Source organism: Massilia sp. TSP1-1-2 (assembly GCF_049896185.1).
Classification (GTDB): Bacteria; Pseudomonadota; Gammaproteobacteria; order Burkholderiales; family Burkholderiaceae_D; genus Telluria_A.
Window position 1 is genome coordinate 648 of record NZ_JAFCTU010000043.1, and the last position, 24741, is coordinate 25388.

The window sequence follows — 24741 nt, forward strand, 5'->3', positions numbered from 1 at the left end:
CCACGGTCTGGGAATTTGAAGCACGCGAAGTACATGACAAACGATGTGGTGGCGATCCAGGGGTAGCCCCCCTTCGAGAAACCTACAAAATCAGTTCGGCAGGTCAAGTATGGGCATATGACGTTGTAAACGATAGCTACAAACCACTTGATGCTGTTCCAACTAATAAACATGCCAGTGCAACAGAGAAGATATCAGAAAAACAGGCACTGAATTTGCTGATGTCTGAACTCAAGGCCCGTAAGATTGAAAGTCTCGACTGCCTATTTTTTATGAGCGGAGGTAATCCTCCTGCAGAATCAAAAGCCACGGTCTGGGAATTTGAAGCACGCGAAGTACATGACAAACGATGTGGTGGCGATCCAGGGGTAGCCCCCCTTCGAGACACCTACAAAATCAGTTCGGCAGGTCAAGTATGGGCATATGACGTTGTAAACGATAGCTACAAACCACTTTGAATCTGTCTGCTGTTTAATTTCTACCTGTAGCGGCTGGCGTTTGAAATCGCCCGTGCGCGCATTCGACGCCGATTTCGGCTCGAATTAACTGCAAATGACGAAGCGCGCATGCTCACACTGTCTGCAAGCCCGCCGCCAGCATGCGCTCGCGGATCTCAGCCGTGCGTTTCGGTTCGAGCTGGTTGCTGAATCCACTGGCTCGGCCATGTTGCCGGTGCTGACACCGAGCAGCCAATGGATGTAGTCGCGCTGGCTGCCGGCGATGCCGTCCAGATTGAAGATGTCGGTGCGGTAGCCGATTTCCTCCATCGTCGGCCGGCGCAGGTCGTTGCGCAGTTTGGGATGGGCCGGCCAGGATCACCGACAGTCGGCCGCCCGCGTCCTCCACCACCTTATGATCTGATCATTATTCCGGAACCCAGCCAGTGCGGCACACGCTAAGTATGTGGTTAAACTAAACGGAAGCCTGCAATGTTCCGGTCAAATTTGGGCAGCACCCATTGGCAAGTGAACGTAATTGCTTCAAGCTGCGCCACGATCCCCTCCATCATCGTTCCCATTTCTTTCACCTCGTGCACCACCTCGGCGCGGTCGATCACGAGCGAGTAGTTACGCGCGAGACTGATGATCGTAATTTCTTCAAGCGCGCCTTCTACGTGATCGAGCGTGTACTCGCTGCCGGCTGGCAGCAGCATTTTCGCGAGTTGCGCCGATGTGTAGCAGGCGTCCTGATTGTGATTAGTTTTCATGCTGATCCTTTTCAATGGTTGAGGCGTCCTGCTCTAAAACGGTATGTCATCGTCCATGTCCGAAAAGCCTCCTCGGGCCGGTTGTGACTGCGGCGCTGGCCGGCCGACGGGTGCCTGGGGAGGCGGTGCCTGGCGTGCCGGCGTCTCGTGGCCGCCCTGCGCATCGTCCCCGCCTGGGCGGCCGCCAAGCATTTGCATCGTCTCGGCGATGATCTCGGTAGCGTATTTTTCCACGCCGTCCTTGTCGGTGTACTTGCGCGTCTGCAGGCGTCCCTCGACATACACCGACGAACCTTTTTTGAGATACTGGCCGACGATTTCCGCCAGGCGGCCGAAGAAGGAAATTCGGTGCCACTCGGTCAGTTCTTTTTGTTCACCCGTATTCTTGTCCTTGGATTTGTACGAGGTGGCCACCGCGATGTTTGCAATGGCGTCACCGCTGGGCATGTAGCGGATTTCGGGATCTCGGCCGAGGTTGCCCACGATGATGACTTTATTGACGGATGCCATGATTTTCTCCATATGGTGAGCCGGGCGAGTCGAATTGACCGCCCTGCGATTGACTACGCGACTTTCGCGGCCCTGCGGCGCTTAGGTGCCGCGGCCGCGGCCTGCTGCGACTGTTGTACCTTCTTAAGTTCCACGGTGGCGCTGCGATCCTGCTGCTGTTCATGCTGCTGTTCATGCTGCTGTTGCTCGGACTGCGACAGCGCCGCCTGATGCTTCTCGATTACGGATTCGACCAGGGACCGTACCTGGCGGTCGATCCCTTCCGCTCCCAGCACACTCTTGTTCGCCAGGTCATTGAAATCCGTGAACTGCTTCATCTGCGCCAGCGCCTCCATTTGCTCGTCGCTCAGGACCTTGCCGGTGCGCTGGTGCTCGCGGTACTGGTCCGGCGTAACGGGCTCCAGACCGGCCGGGTAGCTGTTCTCGCCTGGCGAGAAGATCGGCATCATCAGCATGCCGCCGACCAGCTTGGCCGCTTCCTCAGCCTTGCTGCGGCCGGGATTGGCGCCCTGAGTTGCTTCCAGGTGCCGATCGTCGTCGCCGGCAATCACGACCGGCTTGTCCGGAAATTTTTGGTGCAACGCCTGCGCCACGGCCGCCAGGTTGCCCGAGTCGAACGCCGACACCGTAGCGAATCCGAGTGACTGTTTCAGGCTGGCGGCGGTCGCGTATCCCTCGCCGATGACGATGGCTGGCGCCTTCGCCAGCTCGGCCATGCCGCCGACGACGTGGAAGCAACCTTCCTTCTTACTGTCCTTGGCGAAGCGCTTGGTGCCGTCTTCCTTGATGTACTGCGTCGTCCAGTGCTTGCCGTCCACATCGATCGCCGGCACGTAGGTCTTTTTGCCGTCCTTGTCGGTCAGCGCGCCGGCATGCGGCTCGATGCCCTTGACTTGCATGTACGGCGTTGCCACCGCCACCGGAACCAGTTTGCTCAGCTCCTTGCCGACCCGCTTAGCGGCCTGCTCCTGCTGCTTGGACAGGTCAGCCTCGCGCTGCTGCAGCTTCTGGGCCGCCTCGGCCGCCAGCAGTGCTTTTTGTTCGGGATCGAACGTGTAACCCTTGGCCTTCCAGGTAAGGTCGGTGCCGGTTCGGTTGTTCTTCATGTAGCCAGCCGGATGCCCGTCCATGTGGCCGACATAAAATCCCGACCCGGACTTTTCGCTGAATTTCTCCCCCTCGACGCTGACACGGTGCTTTTCGCCGTCCATTATCGGGTGCTTGCTGCCGGCAGGGACCACGCAGCCAATCGAGCGCAGCGCGTCGGCGAACTCTTCCCTTGGCGTCATCGCCGGTCCCTGCTGGACAGGTACGTTTTCCGGCTTCCACTTGTCCAGCTTCGCCATGTCGGCCTTTTGGCCCGCGTACCAGGACTTTGCCGCCTTGTCCCACTCGGCGCCGGCCGCTTTCGCTTCCGTGCGGTCGCTGTATGGAACAGCCAGGTAGACGCGGCCCTCTACGGCCTTGGAGACTGCGGCCTTGCCTGAGGGCGTAGCAGGTGCTTGCGCCTCGACTGCGACCGTTTTGGCCGGCTGCTGCGCCCATTTCGCGAACGGGGCCGGATCGACATTCTGTGGCACGTACCAGGACTGCTCTTTGCGGTCCCATTTCGCCCCCAGCGCCTTCGCTTCTTCCTTTTCCTTGTACGGAACGGCGATCAGGTTTTTCGGCGCATCCTGGCGCGCTTCTGCCGGTGCCGCTTGCTGGCTACGCTGACGCTCTTCAAACTCGATCCGGCGCTGCAGGTCGGCGTCGTTGGTGGTCGCGGCGAACTCGGCGTTCTTGCGGGCGTCTTTAGCCGCGGAAATATCCTCGTCGGTGCTGTCCGGGTTGCGCCGAACCCGTTCCTCGTTGACGCGGGCCAGCTTGGCCGCCTTTTCGTGCTCGCTGATCGTGGACCTGGCGTCGATCACGGCCAAGCGTTCGGCCAGCTCGTCGGCCTGCAGTTCGGTAGGCCGGTCGGCCAGGTGTTCATGAGAACCGTCGCGAAGTTGGGCATAGACGCCCCAAAATTCGGGTTTTTCACCCCGGTTCGCGGCCGGCAGCACGATCATTTCGCCGTCAATGTCGCGCTTGATGTTGCCCTGCACCTGAACCAGGCCGGTCCAATTATGCGGCAGGGTGAAGCCAAGGTTGTCCTCGGCCTCGCGATCGAGCGTGGCGCCGTCGCCGGCGCGCTCGCGGCCAAACGCCTGACCCGTCACCAGGTCGAGCCTGGCGGCAGCAACGATGGCGTCGGCCTGGCGCACCGTCACCAGCTCTTTCGCGCTCTCGATCTTCTCGCCCAGCGCTGCCAGGTCTTGCGGCAGCTTGTTGCGCTGCCAGAACGGATTGTCGGCCGACAGCGGTTCCATATCGTCAAGAACGGATTCAATGCGCTTGAGCTGGGCCTGGCTGGCGCCGTCCATGGCGCGCGCCAAGCTGTCCTTCTCGATGCGCGCGAGCGTCCAGGCCTCGGCGCGATCCGCGCCAGCCTGCAGCACGACCGGCTGTTTCGGAATGCCCATTTCAGCCTTCATGGCCTGCTGCTTGAGCGGCATCATCAGCTGCTCGGCCTTGTTGGCGAACTCCTGGGCAAGACCTTGCCGCTCGATGTACGCAGGATCGGCCACGGCCGCGTGGTCAACCTCGATGCCGAATACGGGCGACAGCTTCGCCAGCGCCGTTTCCAGGAACTGCGCCGGATCGTGGCCAGTTACATCGCGTACCGTGTTGAACTGGTAGCGCCGCAAGGTATCGGCAAGCTCTTCCTTATCGAATACCTGGAAAGTGCTGTAAGCCGATTCCGGCGCCGCAATCACGTCGGTGATATCTGCGGCCAAGCCTTGGGCCCGGATTCCTTCAACTTCTGCCTCTCCGAGTGTGGTGGCGGCGAGCAGAATGAATGTCCGGTTGCCATCGGCGGCAACCGGGCCGACTTGCCAAAATTCGCCCTCTTCCTTAATGACGCCATGCCAGTCTGCGGGCAGCTCGGTGTGGTCGCCCGCACGGACTACGCCTTCCAGGTCGAGATATGCCACCGGCTGTGGCTCCTGGGCCGACGCTTGCGCGGCGGCCTGTTCCTGCACTTGTTTTTGTTCCAGGCCCATGATGTACTCCTGAATTTTTTCGGCATCAGCCGCTGCGCGGAAAATTTCGAGCGGATCATCCTCGAGGGCCTTGATCCAAGACCCGACATAGGCGGCGTGCTGCTCTGGATCATGGCCGATGCCCAGCTCGTCGCCGAGGATCATGCTTGCGATCTCGGCGCGCAGTTCTTCCTTGGCATAGCCTTCGCTGCCGAACGGATGCACCATGTCGCGGTCCAGGCGCGTGCCGTGTCCGGTCCAGTGCCCCAGCTCGTGCAGAGCCGTCGCGTAGTAATTGTCCGCTGTCGCGAACTGGTCCTTTTTCGGCAAGTGGATGCTGTCGCTGGATTGTCGATAAAAAGCGCGATCATGCTCGCCGTGACGGATCGTCGCGCCCGAAGCCTGCATGATTTGCTCGGCGCGTTCAACGGCATTCCAGGCCTGTGTTGGGCGTGGTTGGTGCGGCGGCAGTCCGTCGATCTGCTCGGCGTTGAACACGGTCGCGAAGAACACCCGGGGACGCTCAAGCTTGACGGTTTCCTTGATCGGCTCGCCCCGGCCGTCGAGGATCGGCTTGCCGGCCGCGTCCGTTTTGTTCTGGTCCTCGCTGAATTTCCAGTACTGGATTGGCGTGCCTTTCTCGCCCTTGCGCACCTGAGCATCGACAGCCGCAGCCTGCTTGTACGTCATCCAGCGCTGGTCCTCGCGGCCCTCGCTCATGAGCTGCAGGGCATTGATGCCCTTGTAACGCTTGCCGGTGGTCGGATTGACCGGCATGTTGGCGCCGGCCTCGCCTGGCTCCCACGGCTTCTGCCATGGCGCGGTGCCTTGCTTTAGCTGCTCGATCAGCTTTTCCGCGACGGTTTCGTGGAACGGCTTCTTTTCGTTTTCCATGTGGTCACCTCTTCGCAATTCATAATCGTGGAACAACACCCCGCTTATTTTTTAACGCGCGTGTAGAACGCGCCACGCAAGACGGGATGGACGCCCATGCCCGAGCGTGGGGGCGCGTACAGCAAGGCCTGCGCCAGTTCGGCGGGTTCCGTAAAATGCAACGTGTCGTGCGAGCTGGCGAGCGCATCGCCCTCGCTCAACGCATCCTCCTGGAACGCGCCGGCCGCCTCGGCCTCGGCCGGATCGAACTCGGCCTGGTAGCCTGGCGTCAGAGCGTCCCGCAGCTTTTCGATGACGGCGCTGGGGCCCGCGCCATTGTCGGCGCCATTGCCGGCGTCGTCGGTCGCGATCAGCTCCTGGATCGCTGTGTCGGTTGCGTCGGTCTCAATGGGAATGATGGTGGCGCTATGCTCGTTCATGATTTACTCCTTGAAAGTTGATTACGCGGCGGCTGCAGACCTGGGTTTGCTGTAGTCGGGTTTGCCCTTTACATCGTTGTACGACTGCTTGCAGGTAGGGTAATTGCTGCAGCTCCACCAAAACGCGCCCTTCTTTTTCGGACTCGGCCGGCGAGACAGGCCTTTGCCGCACGACATACACTTGTGCAGTTCGGAGACCTTCGCGACTTCTTTTGGGACGGGTTTGCCTGCCTTGTCCTCGCATGAGTATTTGCAGCCATCGGCATAGGCGCTGCAGCCCCAAAAAAATTCCAGCTTGTCCTTCTTCTTGATGCGCGCCAGGGGCTTCGCGCATGTCGGGCAGGGATGGATATCTACCTTGATATCAAGCCCATGCTCCTTGACCCCACCAACTTCGCCAGCGATGTATTCCATCAGCTCGGTCACGAACGAGACGGTATCGCGTTCGCCTGCCTTGATGGCCTTTTGCTGTTCGTGCCAAAGCGCAGTCATGTCCGGGAATTTCGCCTGGTCAGGCAAGGCGTCGTAGAATTCCTCGGCCGTTTTGGTTGGCACGATGTTCTTGCCCTGCTCGACCAGGTAAGCCCGGTCGAACAGAGTCTTGATGATGCTGTCCCTGGTGGCCGGCGTGCCGATCCCGCCATGCTCACCTTCCTTGCCCTTGTCCTTGTCCTTGTCCAGCAGCAGCTTGCGCAGACGGTCGTCGCGAATGTATTTCGCCACGCGGGTAAGGTCGGCCAGCAGGGTCGCCATCGTGTACAGCGGCTGTGGCTTGGTCTCCTGCTTGACCGCCTCGGCGTCTGTGCAGGTGCCACCCATACCGTTGCGCAGCGTGCGAATATCAACCTCGACGGCGTTCTCATCGCCTTCCAGGTCTTCATTCCCGGTATCGTTCTTGTACAGCGCAGCCCAGCCAAGGCGGGTTGTTATGTCGGCGCGCACCGCGAAGCGGTGGCCTGCAACTTCGACCAGAACGTCGGTACGGTCGAACTGCTGCTTCGGCCAGAATTGGGCGATGTAGGCGCGTGCGATCAGCAGATAGATTTTCTGCTCGCCCTCGCTCAGGTTCGCCATGTCCGCTACGGTCTCGGTCGGGATGATGCCATGGTGAGCCGAGACCTTGGCCGAGTTGAAGGCACGGCTTTTGATGCTTGGGTCGCCGCGCTGCGCGGCGCCGGCCAGCAGCGGCGCCGTCTTTGCGACGGCCGCCAGGACGCCCGGCGCTTCCGCATGCATCTCGTCGCTCAAATATTCGCAATCGCTGCGGTTGTACGTAATGAGCTTGTGCCTTTCGCGCAGGGATTGGGTAATGTCCTTGGTCTCGTCTGGTTTGTAGCCATACTTGCGTGAGGCGTCCGTCTGCAGCTTTAGCAGGTTGTACGGCAACGGGGGGTGCTTTTCCTCGTGCGTGGTGGCGGCGCTGATGATACGCGCCGGTTTCCCCTTGACGGCATCGGCGATACCCTGCGCGTGCGCCTCGCTGGTTAGCCGGCGTTTCTCGTCCACCGGGTCGCCATCGACAACCTGGTAGCGGGCCGGGAAGTCAACACCTTCCACGGCGAACTTGCCCGTGACGTTGTAGTAGTAGGCTTTTTCATGCGCCTTGAAGGCGCGGGTGCGGCGCACCACAAGCCCCACGATGGGGGTTTGGACGCGCCCCACGCTCATCACGCCCTGATAACCCTTCGCACGCGCGGCCAGCGTGTATGCCCTGGTGAGGTTGTACCCGTAGAGCTGGTCGCCGACACTTCGCGCTTCTGCGGCGGCCGACAGTCCCGCAAATTCCTTGTTGTCCCGCATGCTTGCCAGCGCCTTCTTGACGGCGATGGTGGTGTTGTTGTTGATAAGGACACGTTGCACCGGAAGCCGGCAATTGACGTACTCCAGGATTTCATCGACCAGGAGCTGGCCTTCTTCGTCTGGGTCGCCGGCGTTAACGACGCTAGTGGCCTGTTTGAGTAGGTCGGTGATGACTTTGAGCTGCTTCTGGCTGCTCGCGTCCCCGCTTGGCTTCTTGCGCCAAGGGATATGGGACATGGGCAGGTCGGCCATCGACCAGACTTTGTAGCGTTCGTCGTAGTCTTCGGGGTCCAGCAGTTGCAGCATATGGCCGAAGCACCAAGCCACTTTGTTGTTGCCGCACTCGTAGTAGCCGTCCTTCCGGCTACCGCCGCCGAGGCCTTCGACGATGGCTTTCGCCAGGTCCGGCTTTTCCGCAATGAACAGTCTCATAACTCCTCCTACCAGGTGAAGACCGGCACGATGACGGTCTTAATTTGGGAACGCAGAATGGGGCCGAAGTAGCGGCCGTCGAACGACTTCCCGTTTACGTCCGACATGACCAGAACTTCGTTGTCGCTGATGGTGAAATTGGTGTGCTGGTAGCGCGGCAGCGGGCGCCCGAACTTGTCCATCGCCATCGGCGCGCTGAGCGGCAGCATGGTGCTGTTGACCGTCACGCCGGCATCAGTGATTGCTACGGCGTCGTCTTTAGCGGCTAAAACTTTCTTCATCATGTAGCCGAGCTTTCCGGGGCAAACGCCGGTAGTCAGATATCCCCTGCGCTTCGCCTCGGCGATGACTTCTCCTGGTGGCGGGCACAGTAGAACGTACGCGCCCTTCTCCACCGGCTTGCTGCTGGTCCAATACAGGCCGACCGGAATGCTTTTGGTTGTATTGACCCGGCCGCCAGCGACGTAGAACAGCAAGCCGAGGGCGGTGACGGAAAGGCCCGCAATGGCCGTCACGACAGTGATCTTGCGTAGGATGAGCTTGATTTTCATATCTCGATCACTTTCTCTTCCGTTGCGGCTGCGACGTTGCGCACCTTGTCGCTGTGTTTGGGTTCTTCAACGGCAGCCCGCGCCGTAAAGATTTTGTCCTGGAAGTACAACGGCTGACGGCCGTAGATGGCCGGGAAACCGGCGACATAGATCACCATGTCGCCGGCTTCCACGATCAAGTCACCGTCCTTCTTTGGTCCAGGCATTCGCTGACACTCATCGGTGGTCAGCAGAGGGCGTTGCACCTCCTGGATAGTGCGCGAGACCTGGCCAAGCAAGGCACTGGTCCGTTTGCCACTGGTCGTGATCTGTTCCTTCACCACCGTCGTTACACCGGTCAGTTTCGACAGGTGCTCGGCCGTCTCGAGCCTGTTTGGCGGGTAGGCGTTCTGGACATGGCAGTTCGATGTGATGGTTTCATCCGGGCCATACCCGGACTTCTGGCTTTTAAGCTGGTTGATGTCTTGGCAGATGAGGTAGAACTTGATGCCATAGCCTGCGACAAAGGCAAGCGACTCCTCCATAATTTCCAATTTTCCCAGCGAGGGAAATTCGTCAATCATGCCAAGCAGCCTATGTTTGTACCCTTTCTTGGAACGAACGTAGGTGGTCGCCATCTGCTCGAAGCCCAATTTTGCAAGCATGCGCCGCCACAATGGCATGTCAGCCTTGAGACGCTCGAACTCCATCTTATCGGCCAGCAGCCGCACGATCTGGTTCAACATTATCCTCACCAAGGGACGCAGGCGATTCTTGTCCGTGGGCTGAGTGACGATGTAAAGGCTGACCGGGCTGTCGTGGTTCATCAGGTCTTTGATACGGAAGCTGGACGAGCTGACGTTGCGCGCCACGATGGGATCACGGTACAGGGCAAGGTAGGACTTGGCGGTAGACAGAACCGATCCAGCCTCCTCTTCCGGGCGATCCATCATGTCGCGAGCGGCGGCGCCTACGACCGGATGGTTCTTGCCGTCTACGTGCCCGTAGGTCGCCATTTCCATCCATAGTTCGGCGGTGCTTCGGTCGGGATCGGCCAGCATGTGGTCAACGTACGGTAGCGTTGCCGGAGTGCCGTCGTTTTTCCTCTTGTACATTGCATGCAAAATGACGCCCACAAGGAGCGCCTGGCTGGTCTTCTGCCAGTGCGACTCCAAACCCTTTCCCTCCGGATCAACAATCAAGGTTGCCAGATTTTGCACGTCTCCGACTTCCTTGCCGGTACCGATGCCGATTTCGTCCATTGGGTTAAAAAATACGTCACAGTTCGGATCAGCGGGCTCGAAACGCAGCATCTTGTTTTTCGCGTACTCTTTACGCCACCCGGCCGTCATGGCCCACAACTCGCCTTTCAGATCTGTGACCAGACAGCTGCCAGGCCAGGAAAGCAGCGTCATCGTTACAGGCCCCACGCCTTTGCCTGACCTCGTAGGCGCATACATCAGACAATGCTCAGGACCGTCGTGGCGCAGGTACTGCAGCTTGTCGTCGCTGTCCACCCACGCGCCGACGTACACTCCGCTGCTGCCGGCTGGCTTTACGCCGCGCACGATTTCGTGCCACTTGAGCGGGCGCGGCAACAATCCCGAATCCTGGATGTCCTTTTTGTTCGCCCAGCGAGCCGAACCGTGTAGGAATTCATTAGCCTTCGCCGTGTTCGCCAAGACCATCTTGACAACCGCCAGGCTGATGAGGCTGACGCCGGCCAGGGACACGCCGACGCTGCCCGCGCGCATGAACGCATCCGGATACTGCCCGTACCACTTGGTCGCCCATTGGACGATTCCCCACGGTACGTAAAAGTGATTGATGTGCGCGCCGAGTGCGCCCTGGTAGCGCATGTCGTTCGCGAAGAACTGCGTTGCTGCCTGCAGACCTCCCCCCAGCGACAAGGCCACAAGAGCCGGGATAACTTTCCCAGGTCCTTTCTTCTTGGTACGTACCTGCGGTCCGACTGCATTGTTGAATCGGTCGTTCATCTGCTTCTTCCTTTCGTTTTGATGGCACCTTTGGCAGTCACGCCTATCTGCTCCCCAACCGTAACCCGCTTGAGGCGCCGTGCCGTTGCGTCGTCTATAGGCAAGACGATGACCTCTTCGCCCTGCTTGAGCAGGGCCAGGGCCTGCCCGTCGATTCGGCGCAAGCCGCCGAAAAGTACGGTTACATCATTAGTAAAATTGTATCGTATGTGCTTCGGTATATCGAATAATATGATCCGCTTTTGTTCCCGCTCAGCGACATATTTGTCTGCGGCGGCATCGCCAAGCGATTCTGTTTCCAATCTGAATATGTCGCGGCGAATTCCGGCGTCCGCACGTGCCGCCTTCGGTGCTGGCGACTGCGGTGCTGGCGACTGCGGTGCTGGCTTCGGGATCGGCGCGTCTGCGCCGCCGCGGTCGCCGATACTGATGGCGCCCAGCTCCGACAGGGGGCGAAGACGATCCTTGCTCGCTGGGGGTGGCGTGATGCCTAGCTTGCCTACGTTGGGCTTGCCGACATGGGCCTTTGTGGAGGAGATGGATCGGAAGGCTCCGATAGGCCTTAGCGCTCCTGGTGGAGGGATGCCAAGCTTGCTTACGTTGGGCTTGCCGACGTGCGCTTTTGCGGTAGGGATCGATCCAATGGCGCCGACCGGCCTTAGTCCTCCTGGCCGACGTATATCCCGTCGCACCCGGTTATTTGGTTTGGCTCCTTGCTGCTCCACACCACCAGGTACATGACGCGGCAATAGCATTTCACCTCTTTCGGCGACGTGAACCACACCGAGTTCGGGCAGACCTCGCACAGCGTTCCGGGCTTGGGGCGACGGGCGCTGGCCAGCTTTGCCAGTGTCGGGCTTAATGCTGTCGGCATGTCCGGGTCGTCCTGGTCCTGCGGCATGTCCGGCTCGCGCAACGCTTGCTGCGCTGCGGGCGGCTGCGCTGCGGGCGACCTGTCCATCGCTTCCATAGCGTCCGCTATCTTGTCGTCCTCCGACCTGGCTCTTGTTTGGTCCGCTGTAAGTTCCATTTTTGCTCTCCTTCGTAGTGTGGGTTTTAGTCAGCTGCTGACGGCGCGCTTCCAGGGCGGCGTCGTCAAAGCTGATGGGGAGGTTGGCGGCGGCTGCCGCCCGTGCGATGCCTTCTTTAAAGGCGGCGTCGCCATTCACTGTGATGATGTCGCCGTACCGCTCTGCTGCCATGCGCAGCGCGGCCAGTAGGGCCGCATCGTCGGCGCCACGCGACACGTTGAGCTTGTCGCCGTCGTCGCGCACGGCGCTGGCGCCGACCTTGTAGATGATCGTGCCGCGCTTGGTGATGCTGTCATGCCGGAATGGAGTCGCGCCGGTTTGGCGCGCGCCCTTCCCTGCCACCGTGTTGCCTTTGAGTCCCGTCGATGCTGGGCGGGACCGCAGCGCTTCAAGGGCCTCTTGGTCGCCCGCCATAGCTTCCTTGCGCAACCAGTCGGCCCATACCATACGCTGATATTTCTCGTAGATATCTTGGCGCTCTTTTTTATACTCCTTGTTAATCGCGGCAATGTCATCGCGCAATGTTTTGCTGACTGCCGCATACATGACTTTTTTTCCGATCCCAGGCGCACCGCTGATCTTGATCGCCGCCCGCTTCAAGCGGCCCGCGCGCTTGGCATCCTCAATGAGGCGGTTCTTCTTGACAACAGCCTTCGCCCACTCGGACTCCCTGATTGACATAGCCGATTGCTGCGAATGCTTGTACCTGGCGTGCAGTTCAACAGTGTTGACCTTCGAGCACATCGGTTTCTTTTCATAGCTCTTCTTCGGCGCATTTTTGGCCGCCTGCGACTTCGGGAAGCTGCCCAGGCGCCCTTCCAGGTTCTTCTTTGAAAACTCCCGATGCACCGAACTGGCTTTGACACTGATGCCGTTCTCGGCGCTGATAATCAGCCCGTTGGCATGTTCACGGATTTCAAGGCCGTGGTCGCGCATGATTTCGTGTAGCGCCGACCACGACTGCGCTGCGTGTATCTGTTCCTGGCATTCGCGCTTGATCCACCCTAGCAAGCTTTCAACGTCCGAATGGCGTTCCATGTCGGCGGCCCGGTTCTCGCCGCGCCCCTTGGTAGGCGTGTGGTTGTCTTTTTCAAGACCAAACTCGACTTCCAGCTTTTCACAAAGCTGAGCGAGCGTGTGATAGGCGTTGAACGGCTCATTGATGGTGTAGCGGGTAGGGTGAATCTTGTTGATAGCAATGTGCATATGCACATTGTCGGTATCGTGGTGTACGGCGCTGATTCGCTGATGTTCTACAAAGCCGAGGCCGGCGCAAATACGCTCTTCGATTGCTTTCAGCACGTCCAGCTCAGGCTGCTCACCAGGACGAAAACTCACGATCAGGTGGTAGGTTTTATCAGCGCCGGAGCGTTTATTTTGAATTTGGGTATTGAACACCTCGAGCATTGCAATTTCAGCCCGGTCCGACTGGCAGTTTGTCACCGTAACGGTGCCGACCCGCTCATTCTTGTCTTGCGGGTCCGTCATGTACTCGATCAGCTCCCCGAAGTCGCTCTTCTTGGCCGACTCCATTGGAACGTGCTTAGCAAGCATGCTGCCGTCCGAAAACTTTAGCGGCTAAAGTTTTCACCGCTGCGCCCTCGGTATCAAAACCTCACGCATGACCTCATGCATTTGATCTTGGGTCGCCTCGATTTTGGAGAGTAGGGCGCGTATGGTTGCCTCGCCGAACACGGCGGTCCGGACGTCATTGGTCAGCCAGAGTTTCAGCAGGCCGCCCAGGCGCCCGAGGTCGCCATTGATCTTGACTAGCTCTTCCACGCGGCGATTGTCCAGGATGCTACGAGCTTCGTAACCTTGTCCGATTTTGCGCAAAAAGACCGCCACCGGCAGGTTGGCGGCCTTCGCATTGCGGGCAATTTGCTCTTCCTCATCCGGCAGGACAGGCACCCGAAGGTGCTTGTAATTTCGGGTTAGCTTCGTTGCCTTGTCGACCACGGTGCTGTCCATCATCACGTCAATCCTTCCTCGATCACGTTGTGGTCGGGCGACGCATCGGCCCACTCCTCGCAGACCTCATTCAGTTGCACCACCAGGTCGCTGACGGCGGCTTCATAACTGGCCGACGCGATCTTCTCCAGCGTGTCGGCGTGCAGTACATACCAGACCTCACTGCCGTCAGTGAGCGTCTCACGGTCGGTGACGAATGGTCTGTTGCTCTTCTCTGTCATGTCGTTTCTCCTTGTCGTTGATGTTGGTTTTGGCGGCGGTAGCCGCCCCGCCTCGCAGAGCAGGAGTCCCGTTGAGCGCCGCAGGCGCGAATAAGGGAGAGTGAAGAGAGATATCCCGCTTGCGGGATAGCTATCTTCACCTATCCTGCCCGACTTAAAGAGTCGATTACGCCAAGAAATGGTACCACTCCATTTTCGATTTATCCGCTTTTAGATCAATAAAACACGACTTTTTTGCAACGGATATGACGAAAAAAGACGGACATACCCTATAATCGTGCGTAGCCCGGCAAAAATCGGCTGAAAATTGACACGAAATGGAACTTCCAGCAGATAAAGAGTTGATATGACGAAGTCTTATCCCGAGCAACTTGCCGAGTGGGTAAAGCGGCGAGAATCGACTAAACGCGACAAAAACCTGGTCGCGTTCTTGGCTGTGCGCGACGACATAAAGCTGGCCGTGGATGCTGGTTATGCGGTCAAAACGATATGGGCCAACATGCACGAAGAGAAACGGGTGGCCTTCGGGTACGACACGTTTCTCAACTACGTGAACCGTCACATCCGCGACAAATCGACCAGGCCGGCCGAAGTCTTACCGGTCCGGCTAACCGTCGATCGAGGTCGGCCAGAGTCAAAGGCAGCTCCTCAAAAGCAAGGGCCGAAAGTTAAGGCGCCGGATGCACCAACCGGATTTACATTCAACTCGCAACCTGACGTGAAGGAATTAATATAATGGCAAAAATACATTTCGTATTGCAAGGAAAGGGGGGCGTCGGAAAATCGATGTCGGCCGCGATCCTGGCTCAATACATCGGGGAACGTGGAGGAGAACCGTCCACCAACATCGACACCGATCCCGTGAATTCCACCTTCCAGGGGTACAAGGCGCTCAATGTGAAGCGCCTGCAGATCATGGAGGCCGATGAAATCAATCCGCGCAGTTTCGACACGTTGATCGAAATGATCGCAGCAGCAAAGGGTGATGTCATCGTGGACAACGGGGCCAGCTCGTTCGTGCCGCTGTCCCATTTCCTCATCAGCAACCAGGTGCCGGCATTGCTGGTGGAAATGGGGCATGAACTGGTTATTCATACGGTCGTGACAGGTGGCCAGGCTCTCCTGGACACGATCAGCGGCTTCAATCAGCTCGTGAGCCAGTTCCCGGCCGAGGCGCTGTTTGTGGTGTGGCTCAATCCGTTTTGGGGACCGATCGAACATGAAGGCAAGGGGTTCGAGCAGATGAAGGCCTACACCACCAACAAGGGCCGAGTGTCCGCGATCATCCAGATTCCGGCGCTCAAGAAAGAGACGTACGGCCGCGATCTGGGCGACATGCTGCAGGAACGGTTGACGTTCGACCAGGCCATTGCGCAGGAATCGCTGACCATCATGACTCGCCAGCGCTTGAAAATCATCAAGGGCCAGTTCTACGGTCAGTTGGAAAACGCGACGGTGCTGTAATGAGCGACCAATTGGAAGAACTCATCAAGGAAATCGCGAGCAAGCACGGGATCGCGGTATCACGCGACGATCCGATCCTCGTGCTGCAGACGATCAACAATCGGCTGCTGCACGACAGCTCGAAGGCCCAGCAAGCCCAGCTCGACCAGTACAAGGAGGAATTGGAGCAACTGGCTCTCAGATGGGGGAATGACGCCAAGGAAAAAGCAGAACGCATCCTCAACGCGTCTCTCTCGGCCGCAAAGGATGCCATCGACCAGCTCATGCAGGAAGGGGCGCGCAGTACGGCCGCTGGCGTGGCGACGGAAATCGACTCCGCCCTGGCGAAGTTTGCCGGGCCAGTGCGCGACGCTCATAGGATCGCAAAGCTGAACGTGTTTGCGGCCTGCGTTACGATGGCAGCGTCGGCTGTTGCACTGTGGGCTGTTCTACGCTGACCGTCTCTTACAAGGATCATTATGAAAATTCTGGCTCGGTCACGCGGTGGGAACTGTGCGGTGGCGTGTTCTGTCCGAGTCGGCGCCGGTCGAGGCCAGACGCATCTTCCATATCAAACCCGCTGAAGACGGGAGTGGTGGCGCGTAAAAAAGCCCGACTTAGTGCGGGCTTTTTTGTTGGGGTGCGGAGCTGCTACCGCTCGCTGAGCATTTTCCTCAATTCGTCCTTGGGTATGAATCCCTTCAAAAACAGGTAGCTGCCGACATACGCAATCGCGGCGGCTGCAAGCAGTTCCCAGTGCGAGAATCCGGGTAGCCAGCGGTCGAACACGGATGGAATCTCGAATAAGCGCAGCAGCCAGGGCAGCAGAAAAGCCACGCTGGCGACGCGGAAAGTGAAATGACCGACCAGGCTGATAAGTTTGCCCAGCACGCCTAAAGCCATCCAGATTCTTGCGAGCATGTTTTTACTCCCAATGGATCGTTACTACCTGGTGCCGATTGCGAGCACGAGAGTCTGTGAATTGCCGAGCGTTTTCCCGAGGGCGGCGGATTGCTGCCGCTGTTCCATTTCCTTTATACGCTGCATTACGACAGCGCGGCGCAGCTCTTCCTGCTGTTCGTCCCACTCGCTCGCCAGGCCGGGTTCCAGGTGCCGCAGCCGACGTGCCGCCATTTCCTCGATGCGCGGGCCATGAACGCCCATGCCGTCCTTGATTTCGCGCACGGCTTCGAGCCGGTTCTGTAGGCGCTGCATGGTGCTTTGTTGCTGCTGGACCTGTTGCTGCCATTTCGCCTTGGTGCTGGGCAGGGCAATCAAGCCAGGCTGTTGCGATCGCGATTGCTGCAGGCGTGAGGACTGTTGCTCGATCAGGCTTTCCAGGCGGTCCTCGATGCGCTCCACCTGATCATGCTTGCTCTCGACCTGGGCGGCGAGGGCGGTGGTGTACTGGCTCTCGACTGATGGGGTGTCGAGCAGTGTAGATTGTTCCGCTTGCTCGGCGTGCGCCCGGCCCAGCAAACTGTCGGCCTGCCCTTCGGCTTCGAAAGAGGTGGTGATGGCCTGTTGTGCTGCCCTCGTCTGCTGTTGTAGGTGCTCTCGCTGTTGGCTCATCACATGACTCCAAATTTTAGCCGCTAAAGTTCGTTAGGAAATTCCGCGCCCCATTTTCATTGAAGATGAGGCCACGGTCGCCTTTCCATTATCGTACTTTATGGTGGAATTGGTACCGATTTCAGGGAGTTTATCGAAATCAGCGCGATCATGTTTGACAAAACTCTTGCCCACTTGTTGGTACACATGCTCCTTGTCGGCATGGATGACGAAACCATCGTGCGCTTTGGATTTATCGGCTTGGACCGACAGGTGAATATTGTAAATTCCTGGCTTTACCGCCCCGGCCTTCTCCACCTTGTCGGTATTCCAGTTGCCGCCTTTTTCGCTCTGAACTAACCGCTGCCCGTTCATGACAAGAAGGCGCTGCTTCATACAATACTCCTGTGGATAAATCAAAAATGGATGCCGTAACCACTTCCCCATAGGAGAAGTCGCGCGAAAACAACAGCTATTTTAGCTGATCCATTTTCGATTTATCAGTTTATTAACCCGATTTCAACGTATTGGGGCATATGAAGTGAGACGTGGTGAGTTTTATACAACATTGCCATAAAACGACAGGAGCTATTGATATGAAATCATTCCTTTTAGATATTTGACGCGCCTTTTGCCTGCGCCGATTTGAGCGTTTGCATGAGTTGTGAGTTTTGATCGGCAATCGCATCCATTTTTCCGCGCAGGGCGGCGGCTTCCTCACGCGCCTGAGTTGCGGTTTGCATGGCTTGGTCTCGCTCGGTCTTGGCTTCGCCGACTTGCTGCACCAAGCGTTGCAGCTCGGCCGCAGCCTGGGCGCGCTCCTGCAGCAGTGAATCCTGGGCGGCATCGACCTTGGCGCGGGCTGTTGCCAGATCGGTGCGAAGTGTCTCAATGACGCCGGCTGCCGTGCGGGCCGCGTCCTCGGCTTTGGCATGTGCGACGGCCTGTTCGGACCTGAGCGCGACCGTTGTCGCCTCAGACTTCGCAATGGTGTCATCTGCCCGGGCCTGCTGGGCCAGCATAGCGGCTCTCAGCGCCTCGACTTCGACCTGGTGGGCCTGACGCATGGCGACCAACTCTCCGCGCGCCTGGGATGCGTCCTGGTGCGCGTGATCGAGTTCCGCACGCAACTCGTCGGCGCGATGTTTAATTTCCACGGTGCGTGCCTCGGCAGTAACGCTTGCCGCCTTGCTTGCTGCCAGCGCGACATTGGCCGTTTCCAGCTCGACCTGAAGGTCCTGCACGATAGCCTCAGACTGCTCAAGATTCATCCTGACTGTCGATACGTCCTGTTGTGCCGCGTCGAAATTGAGAGAAAGGGCCTCGTAGGCGTCGCCTATCTGCATATTCAAGGTCTGGGCCTCGATACGTTCGGCCTCCCAGCCGATCTGGGCGGCTCGAAGAGATTCGTTCGCCAACTCCTGGGCCTCGTGCCACAGAGTCGCAAGAGCGAGGGCGCTAGCGTTCTGGACCGTCTCTGGGATTTGTACCGCTACTGGCGCCACGCGAGTTGTCTGAGCCCGGCGCCACTCCTTCATGCCAGCACTCGCATCGTTCATGTTTACCTTGGCACGCCTGCGCACTGAATCGACAGTAGGGAATGCAGCGTGGCCAGCTTCCTCATAGAGAGAATTGGCGGCAGAAGAAATACGCTCCCATGCCTCCTTCGACATTTGACCCTGTGGTTCCTTGGAAATTTCCATCACAGCCTCCGGTAAAGTGAAACCATATAATAACATAGATAATAATAATACGAGTAATAATATTATTATTATTATTTTTATTGATTAATAGTTATTTCGTTGAGACGCGTGCGCCGACCTCAACGTTTTAGCCGCTAAAAAATGTGAACGAAAAAAAGCCCGCGATTGCGGGCGTGGGATTATCCTTGGAAGATTCCCTAGCCTTCGAGTAGCGCAATAAGTACTACATCGCTCAGGCTGGCTTCGAACTCGGCACCATCATCGTCGTACTTCATCCAGGCATATCCCTCTGCCGGTGGACGACGGGTCAGAATTAGTCGGGCAGGGCGGCCATTATGCTCGACTTGAATAATGGCCTTTTTCAACCTTTCTGGATCGGTTTCCCGTTCCTTCTTCACTTCCTTTCCTTGCTCTTCATTGCCGGCTTCGCTGTCGGTCTGGCCGCTCACCAGGTCAACCGTGTCAGGATCCCGGTCGCCCTGCTCGTTGGCCCGCTTGTCATCCAGAAATTCGCGCAGCAGTTTGACCTCGCCCCGCGTCACCTCCTGGGTCTCATCTTCAAGCCAAGCGCCAACTTCCTTGGGGTTCTTCTTGAAGGCTGTCACCAGCTCACTCACGACCGTCACGTCATTTGCACGGCCGGAGTTGAACACCTTGGCGATCGGCTCGGGCAGATCCAGCAGCGCCGCGTGCTGGGTGATGAAGGAGGGCGACTTGCCGATCAAGTCGGCGATCTGCTTCTTCTTGAAATTCTTCTTCAACTTCCGGCCGATGTAGGCAGCGATTTCGCGGGGAGTCATGTCCTCGCGCTGCACGTTCTCGATAACCTGGTCATCCTCATTGTGATTATTGTCGAGGAAGCCGCCGACCTTCGACAATCCCTTGACCTTCGCGGCCAAATAGCGGCGCTCACCGTGGTTGATCATAAAGTCGCCCGGAATCGTAGGGTGGTCGCGCAGCGAGATGGGCGACTTCGGACCAGCGGGGCCGAACGACGAGGCCAGCTCGGCAATACTCTCGGGCGAGAAGCCAGGATTTTCCCTGGACCGGGGTTGGTCAGGGTCAGGGTGAATTCGGTCCATGTCAAACAGCATGATTTCGCCAGTTGGCACTGGCGCCGGCTGACTCACTCCTTCGTGGATAGCTTCGCCGTCGGCAGCGGAGTCGTCCAGCAGGCCCGACAAGCGGCCCTTCTTCTTCACGACGGTCGGTTCGGTGGTTTGAGGTACATTCATTATTTGTTCTCCATTTTGTCGATTGCGTACGCGGCCAAGGCACGGATTTCCTGCGCGGCCTTGCGAGCGGAAGTTTTCTTAATCTGCCATACCGGCATCTGGTCGGCAAGAGCGTCAGCGATGCTGCTACGCAGCCCTATCGTCAAAGGAATCATCAGCTTCGGATAGGCTTCCTGCAGCTCGGCCAGGTTCTGGACATGACTAGGATTGCGCATATCGACCATGCTTGGGACCATGCCGAGAAATTTCAGCTTGGTGTTGATCTTGCGAACGTTCGCGATCACGGTGAGCATCTTCTTAATCCCCATGATGCTGTAGTACTCGGGTTTGATCGGTGAAATCACGCTGTCGGCCGCGTAGAGCGACGCCGCCAGGGTGGTGCCGAGTGATGGCGCGTTATCGATCAGGATGATGTTGAACCCGGCCTTGCCCAGCGCCTCGATGTTCGATTTGAAGCACTCGGCCGCCTCATCAAAGCTCAACTCTTCCATGTCAGCCAGGTCCTTGTCTGCCGCGATCAGACGCAGCAACGGCCCCTCAGGCAGATCGGCGAAATGCGCGCTCAACTTGTCAGCGCCGGCACTGAACATGGAACTGGCCACGTAGCCGCTAGCAAAGTGTTTGAGCGAGTGGGACGCGTTGCCTTGAGTGTCCAGATCGACGACGGCGACACGATTGCCGCGCTCGAAGAAGTCGAACCCGAAATGCACGACGCTGGCCGTTTTACCGTCCCCGCCCTTTTGCTGCGCGACTGCCATCGTATGAGTCATGCCTTGAAATTCCTTTTTTTGGCTGCTTCCTGTGCCCATTTTTTGACCGTGTACGCCTGGTACTCTGGCAGGATCACCGTTACCCGTTCGTACCCATGGGGAAGATTCGAGTTCTCGAATGCTGTCCATACCCGCTGCACCGCCTGAGATACCGCGCCCTTCGTCAACCCGAGTGCCTTGACGAATCCCGCTTGCGGCTGGCCGTCCACCAGTACGGCCCGTGCTATCTCGATGGTTTGCTGCCCGACCTCCAAGTCCTTGATGGCCCCTTGAAACTGCGCCTCGGTTAACCTCTTTTTCATCAGTCTCACCCATTGTCATTTTCTCCGCGCCTTGTTTTAGAATGCCGGTGTCAGCCGGGGACAAGTACAAGTTTAGCTAAACTTAGCGGCGTGGTCAAGCAGTTTTGATAGCTAAATCGATATATTTTAGCTATACTTTTTTGACCGCAAAAGGAAGGTTCAAAGTCCCTTCGGTTTGTAAAGCGACACGAAATAGGTCAGTGCTACGAAGATGCCGAAGTGCAGCAAGAACCTAAATCCGGCAAAACTTCCTGGCGTATTCCAGTGGTACATCATCCGAACCATCTGATAGACGCAATCGAGCGCTACGATCCACTTCAAAATGGGCCACACCAACAAGGTAGCGATCCAAATCCCTTTGAGCAGGGCAGGGTCGTTTTCTGGCTTGGTAACCACTTTGGGTCCCTCAGTCGGCTGTTCCGGCGCGGCTTCCTTTGCACCTGAAGACTTCACAATGTTCGGCATAGCTTGACCCCTTATCGCATTCCAGTTCAAATACTGGTTGCAGGTGTCCGCGCCTGGGCTTAAGTATGTCAGTGCTTCGGCCAAGCACCCCGGATCACTCCGGGGTGCTTCCCACCCATCCAGTACACAGTTGTTCCTGCTCTATTCCTTAATTTAACCAATGATTTCTTTCATCGGAAACTCCGGTAATCGACCTGTGCGAAATGCCTGGCCTCATATACATATTAGGACATAATGCCCTATCTAACAATCAGAATTTAGCTAAACATTGATATAAATTTAGCTGCTAAAGTTTCCCCTTGGAGTAAAACCGCTCCTGCTTCTAGCCGTTATTGCTCTTCCAGATTGTGCCCAATCCCGCGAAGTTGCATAGCAACGCCCAGGCGGCGTATGGAATGCAAGAATCGCCGCCGATCCAACGACGTACGGTGCGATCTCCTTTGGCGCCGAGGCCCAGCGCTCTGGCGGCCTGACCACCCGTGAGTCTGGCCAGGCGCAGCACTTCCCGGACTTCTTCACCAGTCGGCTGTTCCCACGATACAGCTGGTTGCAGACAGCCCGACCTGATAATCGCCTCAGTCATTCCCGATCCTCTTCTCTGTTGATGAATTTTCGAACGTACCGTCGACCGGCCTGACCGTGCAACGCAGCCGATCATTCTCGTACTAACAAGGATCAACGATAGCTGTTTCCTCGTCAATAACTTTGCCAGGATGGGGTTTAAGGGTGTAGTGGAACCAAAAACCGGATTAAACCGCGGGCCCCATGTTCAGGTATTGAAAATAGGTCTCGCGACTGACGTCAAACTGCCAGGTGTGAATTTCCGGCGCTAAGGAGCCATTTCGTTGTCGGCGTTAAGGCGCCACCAGATTGTCGCCGTAATGGCGCCACAAGATTTTCGGCATAAAGGCGCCACTTCATCGTCGGCGTAATGGCGCCAGAAGATTGTCGGCGTTAAGGCGCCACTCGGCCACCCGTTCAGGGGCTCGAACTTTCATTGATCGGCTAGACTCCCGGCATTTCGCCTGGAGAAGCCGTGACAAAACGGAGGTTCGAGATGTATCAATACCGTCACATCCTGACGCGCATGCGTCAGGGAGATTCAGACCGGGAGATAGCCCGGTCCAAGACCATGGGGCGCAAGAAGATCGCGCAGGTTCGCGAGCTGGCGATCACGCGCGGCTGGCTTGCACCCGACACGGCACTGCCCGACGACGCTGTCCTGGCATCGGCGCTGGTGCGCAAGGAAGCGCTGCCGAGCACCTGCATATCCACGCTGGAGCCGTGGCGCGCGCAGATCGCCAACTGGTACGCAGCCGGTATCCAGGGCACGACCATCCACGCCACGCTGGTGCGCAATCACGGCTACACGGGCAGCTACTCGGCCGTGTACCGGTTCCTGCACCAGCTGGTCGTCGACGAGGTGGCCGACGTGCCGCTGCGGCTCGAGTTCAAGCCGGCAGAGGCGGTGCAGGTCGACTTCGGCGCGGGTCCTCCCATCACCGACGTTCACACAGGGGAAATCTTCAAGACCTGGTTCTTCGTGATGACGCTGGCGTGGTCACGCCACCAATACGCGGAGTTCGTGCGCGACCAGACGGTGGCCACCTGGCTCGGCTGCCACCGCCGCGCCTTCGAGTGGTTCGGTGGCGTAGTCGAGCGCGTCACGATTGACAACGCCAAGTGCGCCATCACGCGCGCTTGCGTGTACGACCCGGAGGTGCAGCGCTCGTATGGCGAATGCGCCGAAGGATACGGGTTCAAGATCGATCCGTGTCCTCCCCGGGATCCGCAAAAGAAGGGCATCGTGGAGTCGGGCGTCAAATACATCAAGGGCAGCTTCCTGCCGCTGCGCGAGTTCAGAGACCTGGCCGACGCCAACCGGCAACTGCATGAATGGGTCATGGGCCCGGCCGGCAACCGCGTCCATGGCACGACCCGCGAACTGCCCCTCAAGCGTTTCGCCGACGTCGAGAAGAGCCTGCTCAAGCCCTTGCCCGACGTGCCACCCCAACTGGCCACATGGCTCAAGGTCAAGGTCCACCGCGACACCCATGTGCAGTTCGATTACAACTACTACTCCGTGCCATTTCGGCTGGTCGGCAAGGCACTCTGGCTCAAGGCGAGCGACACCATGGTGACGCTATACCTGGAGCATGAACCGGTCGCCACCCATGTGCGATTGAAGCACCGGGGCGAGCGCAAGACCTTGCCCGACCACATGCCGCCGGAGGCACAGGCTTGGCTTCTAAAGGACACCAAATGGTGCATGGCCGAGGCCGAACGAGTGGGGCCGGCATGCGCAGCCATGGTCCATGCGATGTTCGGCGACAAGGTACTGATCCGCATGCGCTCCGTCCAAGGCGTGCTCGGGCTGCAGAAGAAATACGGCGCCGTCAGGTTGGAGGCGGCCTGTTCGCGCGCCAACCACTACGGCACGCCCGGCCTCAACGTCGTCAAACGCATCCTCGAGAAAGGACTCGATCAGCAAGACCTGCTGGCGGCGTTCGACGCGCTGGCCAGCACCTACACCGAAGGCGGCCGTTTCTACCGCGCCACCAACACCATCCTTCAATGAGAACGAATATGCATCCAATTCCAGAACTGACTTCCCTGCTCAAGCAATTGCGCCTGTCCGGCATCCTCGACTCGCTGAAGGCGCGCAACCGCGAAGCCATCGACCGCAAGCTGGCCTTCACCGAATTCCTGAGCCTGCTCATTCATGACGAGGTCGCCCGTCGCGACCAGAAGAAACTTGCGTTGCGCATGCGGCGCGCCAACTTCCGCAACCAGAAAACGCTCGACGGTTTCGACTTCGACCGCCTGCCAGGATTGAACCGCGCCGCAGTCCATGACCTGGCCACCTGCCGTTTCATCGAAGAAAAGGTTGCGGTGCTCATCGCCGGGCCCTGCGGCACAGGCAAGAGCCACCTTGCGCAGTCCCTGGGGCATGCCGCAGCGCGCCAGGGCCATGACGTGCTGTTCATTACCCAAACCCAGCTGATGGCCAGCCTGCGCACCGCGCAGGCGATGGGCACGTACGATCGCCGCATGCAGTACCTCAGCAAGGTAGCACTGCTCATCATCGATGACTTTGGACTGAAACCGCTCCGGCCACCCGAGGACGAGGACTTCCACGACCTGATTGCTGAACGCTATGAGAGAACGGCCACGATCCTGACATCGAACCTG

Annotated in this window: 26 protein-coding genes; 6 read left to right on the forward strand and 20 right to left on the reverse strand. The window is 58.4% G+C overall.

The window, feature by feature from the left end:
• On the forward strand, positions 1 to 458 hold a 458-nt coding region (locus ACP7BV_RS24225), incomplete at its 5' end, for a hypothetical protein (protein WP_426107436.1).
• Positions 459 to 542: 84 nt separating this feature from the next.
• On the opposite strand, the gene ACP7BV_RS24230 is transcribed toward ACP7BV_RS24225, so the two are convergent.
• The 11 genes from ACP7BV_RS24230 to ACP7BV_RS24280 all read right to left on the reverse strand — a co-directional run bounded on the left by ACP7BV_RS24230 (position 543) and on the right by ACP7BV_RS24280 (position 14080).
• Entirely contained in the window at positions 543 to 767 is a 225-nt protein-coding gene (locus ACP7BV_RS24230; protein ID WP_426107438.1) for a hypothetical protein, read from the reverse strand.
• 140 nt (positions 768 to 907) lie between these two features.
• Positions 908 to 1207: a hypothetical protein gene (locus tag ACP7BV_RS24235; RefSeq protein ID WP_426107439.1), complete on the reverse strand. Its 300-nt coding sequence runs from the start codon at positions 1205 to 1207 to the stop codon at positions 908 to 910.
• A gap of 33 nt (positions 1208 to 1240) precedes the next feature.
• Positions 1241 to 1717 carry a single-stranded DNA-binding protein gene (gene ssb, locus ACP7BV_RS24240; protein ID WP_426107478.1) on the reverse strand — a complete coding sequence of 159 codons (477 nt, stop codon included), beginning with the start codon at positions 1715 to 1717 and terminating at the stop codon, positions 1241 to 1243.
• A 53-nt stretch (positions 1718 to 1770) separates the two neighbouring features.
• Positions 1771 to 5679, reverse strand: a complete 3909-nt coding sequence (locus ACP7BV_RS24245; RefSeq protein WP_426107441.1) for a zincin-like metallopeptidase domain-containing protein — start codon at positions 5677 to 5679, stop codon at positions 1771 to 1773.
• A gap of 44 nt (positions 5680 to 5723) precedes the next feature.
• Complete coding sequence (locus ACP7BV_RS24250; RefSeq protein WP_426107443.1) at positions 5724 to 6098, reverse strand: hypothetical protein; 375 nt, start codon at positions 6096 to 6098, stop codon at positions 5724 to 5726.
• Between the two features lie 21 nt (positions 6099 to 6119).
• Positions 6120 to 8330, reverse strand: a complete 2211-nt coding sequence (locus ACP7BV_RS24255; RefSeq protein WP_426107444.1) for a DNA topoisomerase 3 — start codon at positions 8328 to 8330, stop codon at positions 6120 to 6122.
• Between the two features lie 8 nt (positions 8331 to 8338).
• Positions 8339 to 8881: a conjugative transfer signal peptidase TraF gene (gene traF, locus ACP7BV_RS24260; protein WP_426107446.1), complete on the reverse strand. Its 543-nt coding sequence runs from the start codon at positions 8879 to 8881 to the stop codon at positions 8339 to 8341.
• The gene (locus tag ACP7BV_RS24265; RefSeq protein WP_426107448.1) at positions 8878 to 10857 is read right to left on the reverse strand and encodes a type IV secretory system conjugative DNA transfer family protein; all 1980 of its coding nucleotides are present in this window, start codon (positions 10855 to 10857) and stop codon (positions 8878 to 8880) included. Before ACP7BV_RS24265 ends, traF begins: the two co-directional genes overlap by 4 nt.
• On the reverse strand, positions 10854 to 13442 hold the full coding sequence (gene traI / locus ACP7BV_RS24270) for a TraI/MobA(P) family conjugative relaxase (protein ID WP_426107450.1): 2589 nt from the start codon (positions 13440 to 13442) through the stop codon (positions 10854 to 10856). Before traI ends, ACP7BV_RS24265 begins: the two co-directional genes overlap by 4 nt.
• Positions 13443 to 13475: 33 nt before the next feature.
• Positions 13476 to 13862 carry a conjugal transfer transcriptional regulator TraJ gene (traJ, locus tag ACP7BV_RS24275; RefSeq protein WP_426107451.1) on the reverse strand — a complete coding sequence of 129 codons (387 nt, stop codon included), beginning with the start codon at positions 13860 to 13862 and terminating at the stop codon, positions 13476 to 13478.
• A complete protein-coding gene (locus tag ACP7BV_RS24280; RefSeq protein ID WP_426107452.1) occupies positions 13862 to 14080 on the reverse strand; it encodes a hypothetical protein in 219 nt (72 codons plus the stop codon). Before ACP7BV_RS24280 ends, traJ begins: the two co-directional genes overlap by 1 nt.
• Before the next feature lie 346 nt (positions 14081 to 14426).
• Here ACP7BV_RS24280 and ACP7BV_RS24285 point away from each other — a divergent pair, with 346 nt between their 5' ends.
• The 3 genes from ACP7BV_RS24285 to ACP7BV_RS24295 are packed head-to-tail and all read left to right on the forward strand — an operon-like array spanning position 14427 to position 15981.
• Positions 14427 to 14816 carry a TraK family protein gene (locus ACP7BV_RS24285; protein WP_426107453.1) on the forward strand — a complete coding sequence of 130 codons (390 nt, stop codon included), beginning with the start codon at positions 14427 to 14429 and terminating at the stop codon, positions 14814 to 14816.
• Positions 14816 to 15544: a conjugal transfer protein TraL gene (locus ACP7BV_RS24290; RefSeq protein WP_426107454.1), complete on the forward strand. Its 729-nt coding sequence runs from the start codon at positions 14816 to 14818 to the stop codon at positions 15542 to 15544. Before ACP7BV_RS24285 ends, ACP7BV_RS24290 begins: the two co-directional genes overlap by 1 nt.
• Positions 15544 to 15981 carry a conjugal transfer protein TraM gene (locus ACP7BV_RS24295; RefSeq protein ID WP_426107455.1) on the forward strand — a complete coding sequence of 146 codons (438 nt, stop codon included), beginning with the start codon at positions 15544 to 15546 and terminating at the stop codon, positions 15979 to 15981. Before ACP7BV_RS24290 ends, ACP7BV_RS24295 begins: the two co-directional genes overlap by 1 nt.
• Before the next feature lie 193 nt (positions 15982 to 16174).
• On the opposite strand, the gene ACP7BV_RS24300 is transcribed toward ACP7BV_RS24295, so the two are convergent.
• The 9 genes from ACP7BV_RS24300 to ACP7BV_RS24340 all read right to left on the reverse strand — a co-directional run bounded on the left by ACP7BV_RS24300 (position 16175) and on the right by ACP7BV_RS24340 (position 22132).
• Positions 16175 to 16444, reverse strand: a complete 270-nt coding sequence (locus ACP7BV_RS24300; protein ID WP_426107456.1) for a hypothetical protein — start codon at positions 16442 to 16444, stop codon at positions 16175 to 16177.
• Between the two features lie 24 nt (positions 16445 to 16468).
• Positions 16469 to 17095 carry an IncP plasmid survival protein KfrC family protein gene (locus ACP7BV_RS24305; RefSeq protein WP_426107457.1) on the reverse strand — a complete coding sequence of 209 codons (627 nt, stop codon included), beginning with the start codon at positions 17093 to 17095 and terminating at the stop codon, positions 16469 to 16471.
• A gap of 33 nt (positions 17096 to 17128) precedes the next feature.
• Positions 17129 to 17470, reverse strand: coding sequence for a KfrB domain-containing protein (locus tag ACP7BV_RS24310; protein WP_426107458.1), 342 nt, complete (start codon positions 17468 to 17470; stop codon positions 17129 to 17131).
• A gap of 215 nt (positions 17471 to 17685) precedes the next feature.
• Positions 17686 to 18777 carry a DNA-binding protein gene (locus ACP7BV_RS24315; protein WP_426107459.1) on the reverse strand — a complete coding sequence of 364 codons (1092 nt, stop codon included), beginning with the start codon at positions 18775 to 18777 and terminating at the stop codon, positions 17686 to 17688.
• A gap of 197 nt (positions 18778 to 18974) precedes the next feature.
• Positions 18975 to 20012 carry a ParB/RepB/Spo0J family partition protein gene (locus ACP7BV_RS24320; RefSeq protein ID WP_426107460.1) on the reverse strand — a complete coding sequence of 346 codons (1038 nt, stop codon included), beginning with the start codon at positions 20010 to 20012 and terminating at the stop codon, positions 18975 to 18977.
• Complete coding sequence (locus tag ACP7BV_RS24325) at positions 20012 to 20782, reverse strand: ParA family protein (protein WP_426107461.1); 771 nt, start codon at positions 20780 to 20782, stop codon at positions 20012 to 20014. Before ACP7BV_RS24325 ends, ACP7BV_RS24320 begins: the two co-directional genes overlap by 1 nt.
• Entirely contained in the window at positions 20779 to 21084 is a 306-nt protein-coding gene (locus tag ACP7BV_RS24330) for a TrfB-related DNA-binding protein (RefSeq protein WP_426107462.1), read from the reverse strand. The genes ACP7BV_RS24325 and ACP7BV_RS24330 overlap by 4 nt, the downstream gene beginning before the upstream one ends.
• A gap of 159 nt (positions 21085 to 21243) precedes the next feature.
• Positions 21244 to 21549: a KleE stable inheritance protein gene (gene kleE, locus ACP7BV_RS24335; protein WP_426107463.1), complete on the reverse strand. Its 306-nt coding sequence runs from the start codon at positions 21547 to 21549 to the stop codon at positions 21244 to 21246.
• 322 nt (positions 21550 to 21871) lie between these two features.
• Complete coding sequence (locus tag ACP7BV_RS24340; protein WP_426107464.1) at positions 21872 to 22132, reverse strand: transcriptional regulator; 261 nt, start codon at positions 22130 to 22132, stop codon at positions 21872 to 21874.
• Between the two features lie 474 nt (positions 22133 to 22606).
• On the opposite strand from ACP7BV_RS24340, the gene istA reads away from it, so the two are divergent.
• Positions 22607 to 24127 (forward strand): IS21 family transposase, encoded by a 1521-nt coding sequence (gene istA / locus ACP7BV_RS24345; RefSeq protein WP_426107479.1) that lies wholly within the window; start codon positions 22607 to 22609, stop codon positions 24125 to 24127.
• Positions 24128 to 24135: 8 nt separating this feature from the next.
• Positions 24136 to 24741, forward strand: a 606-nt coding sequence (istB, locus tag ACP7BV_RS24350; RefSeq protein WP_426107465.1) for an IS21-like element helper ATPase IstB, incomplete at its 3' end; no start/stop codon positions are given.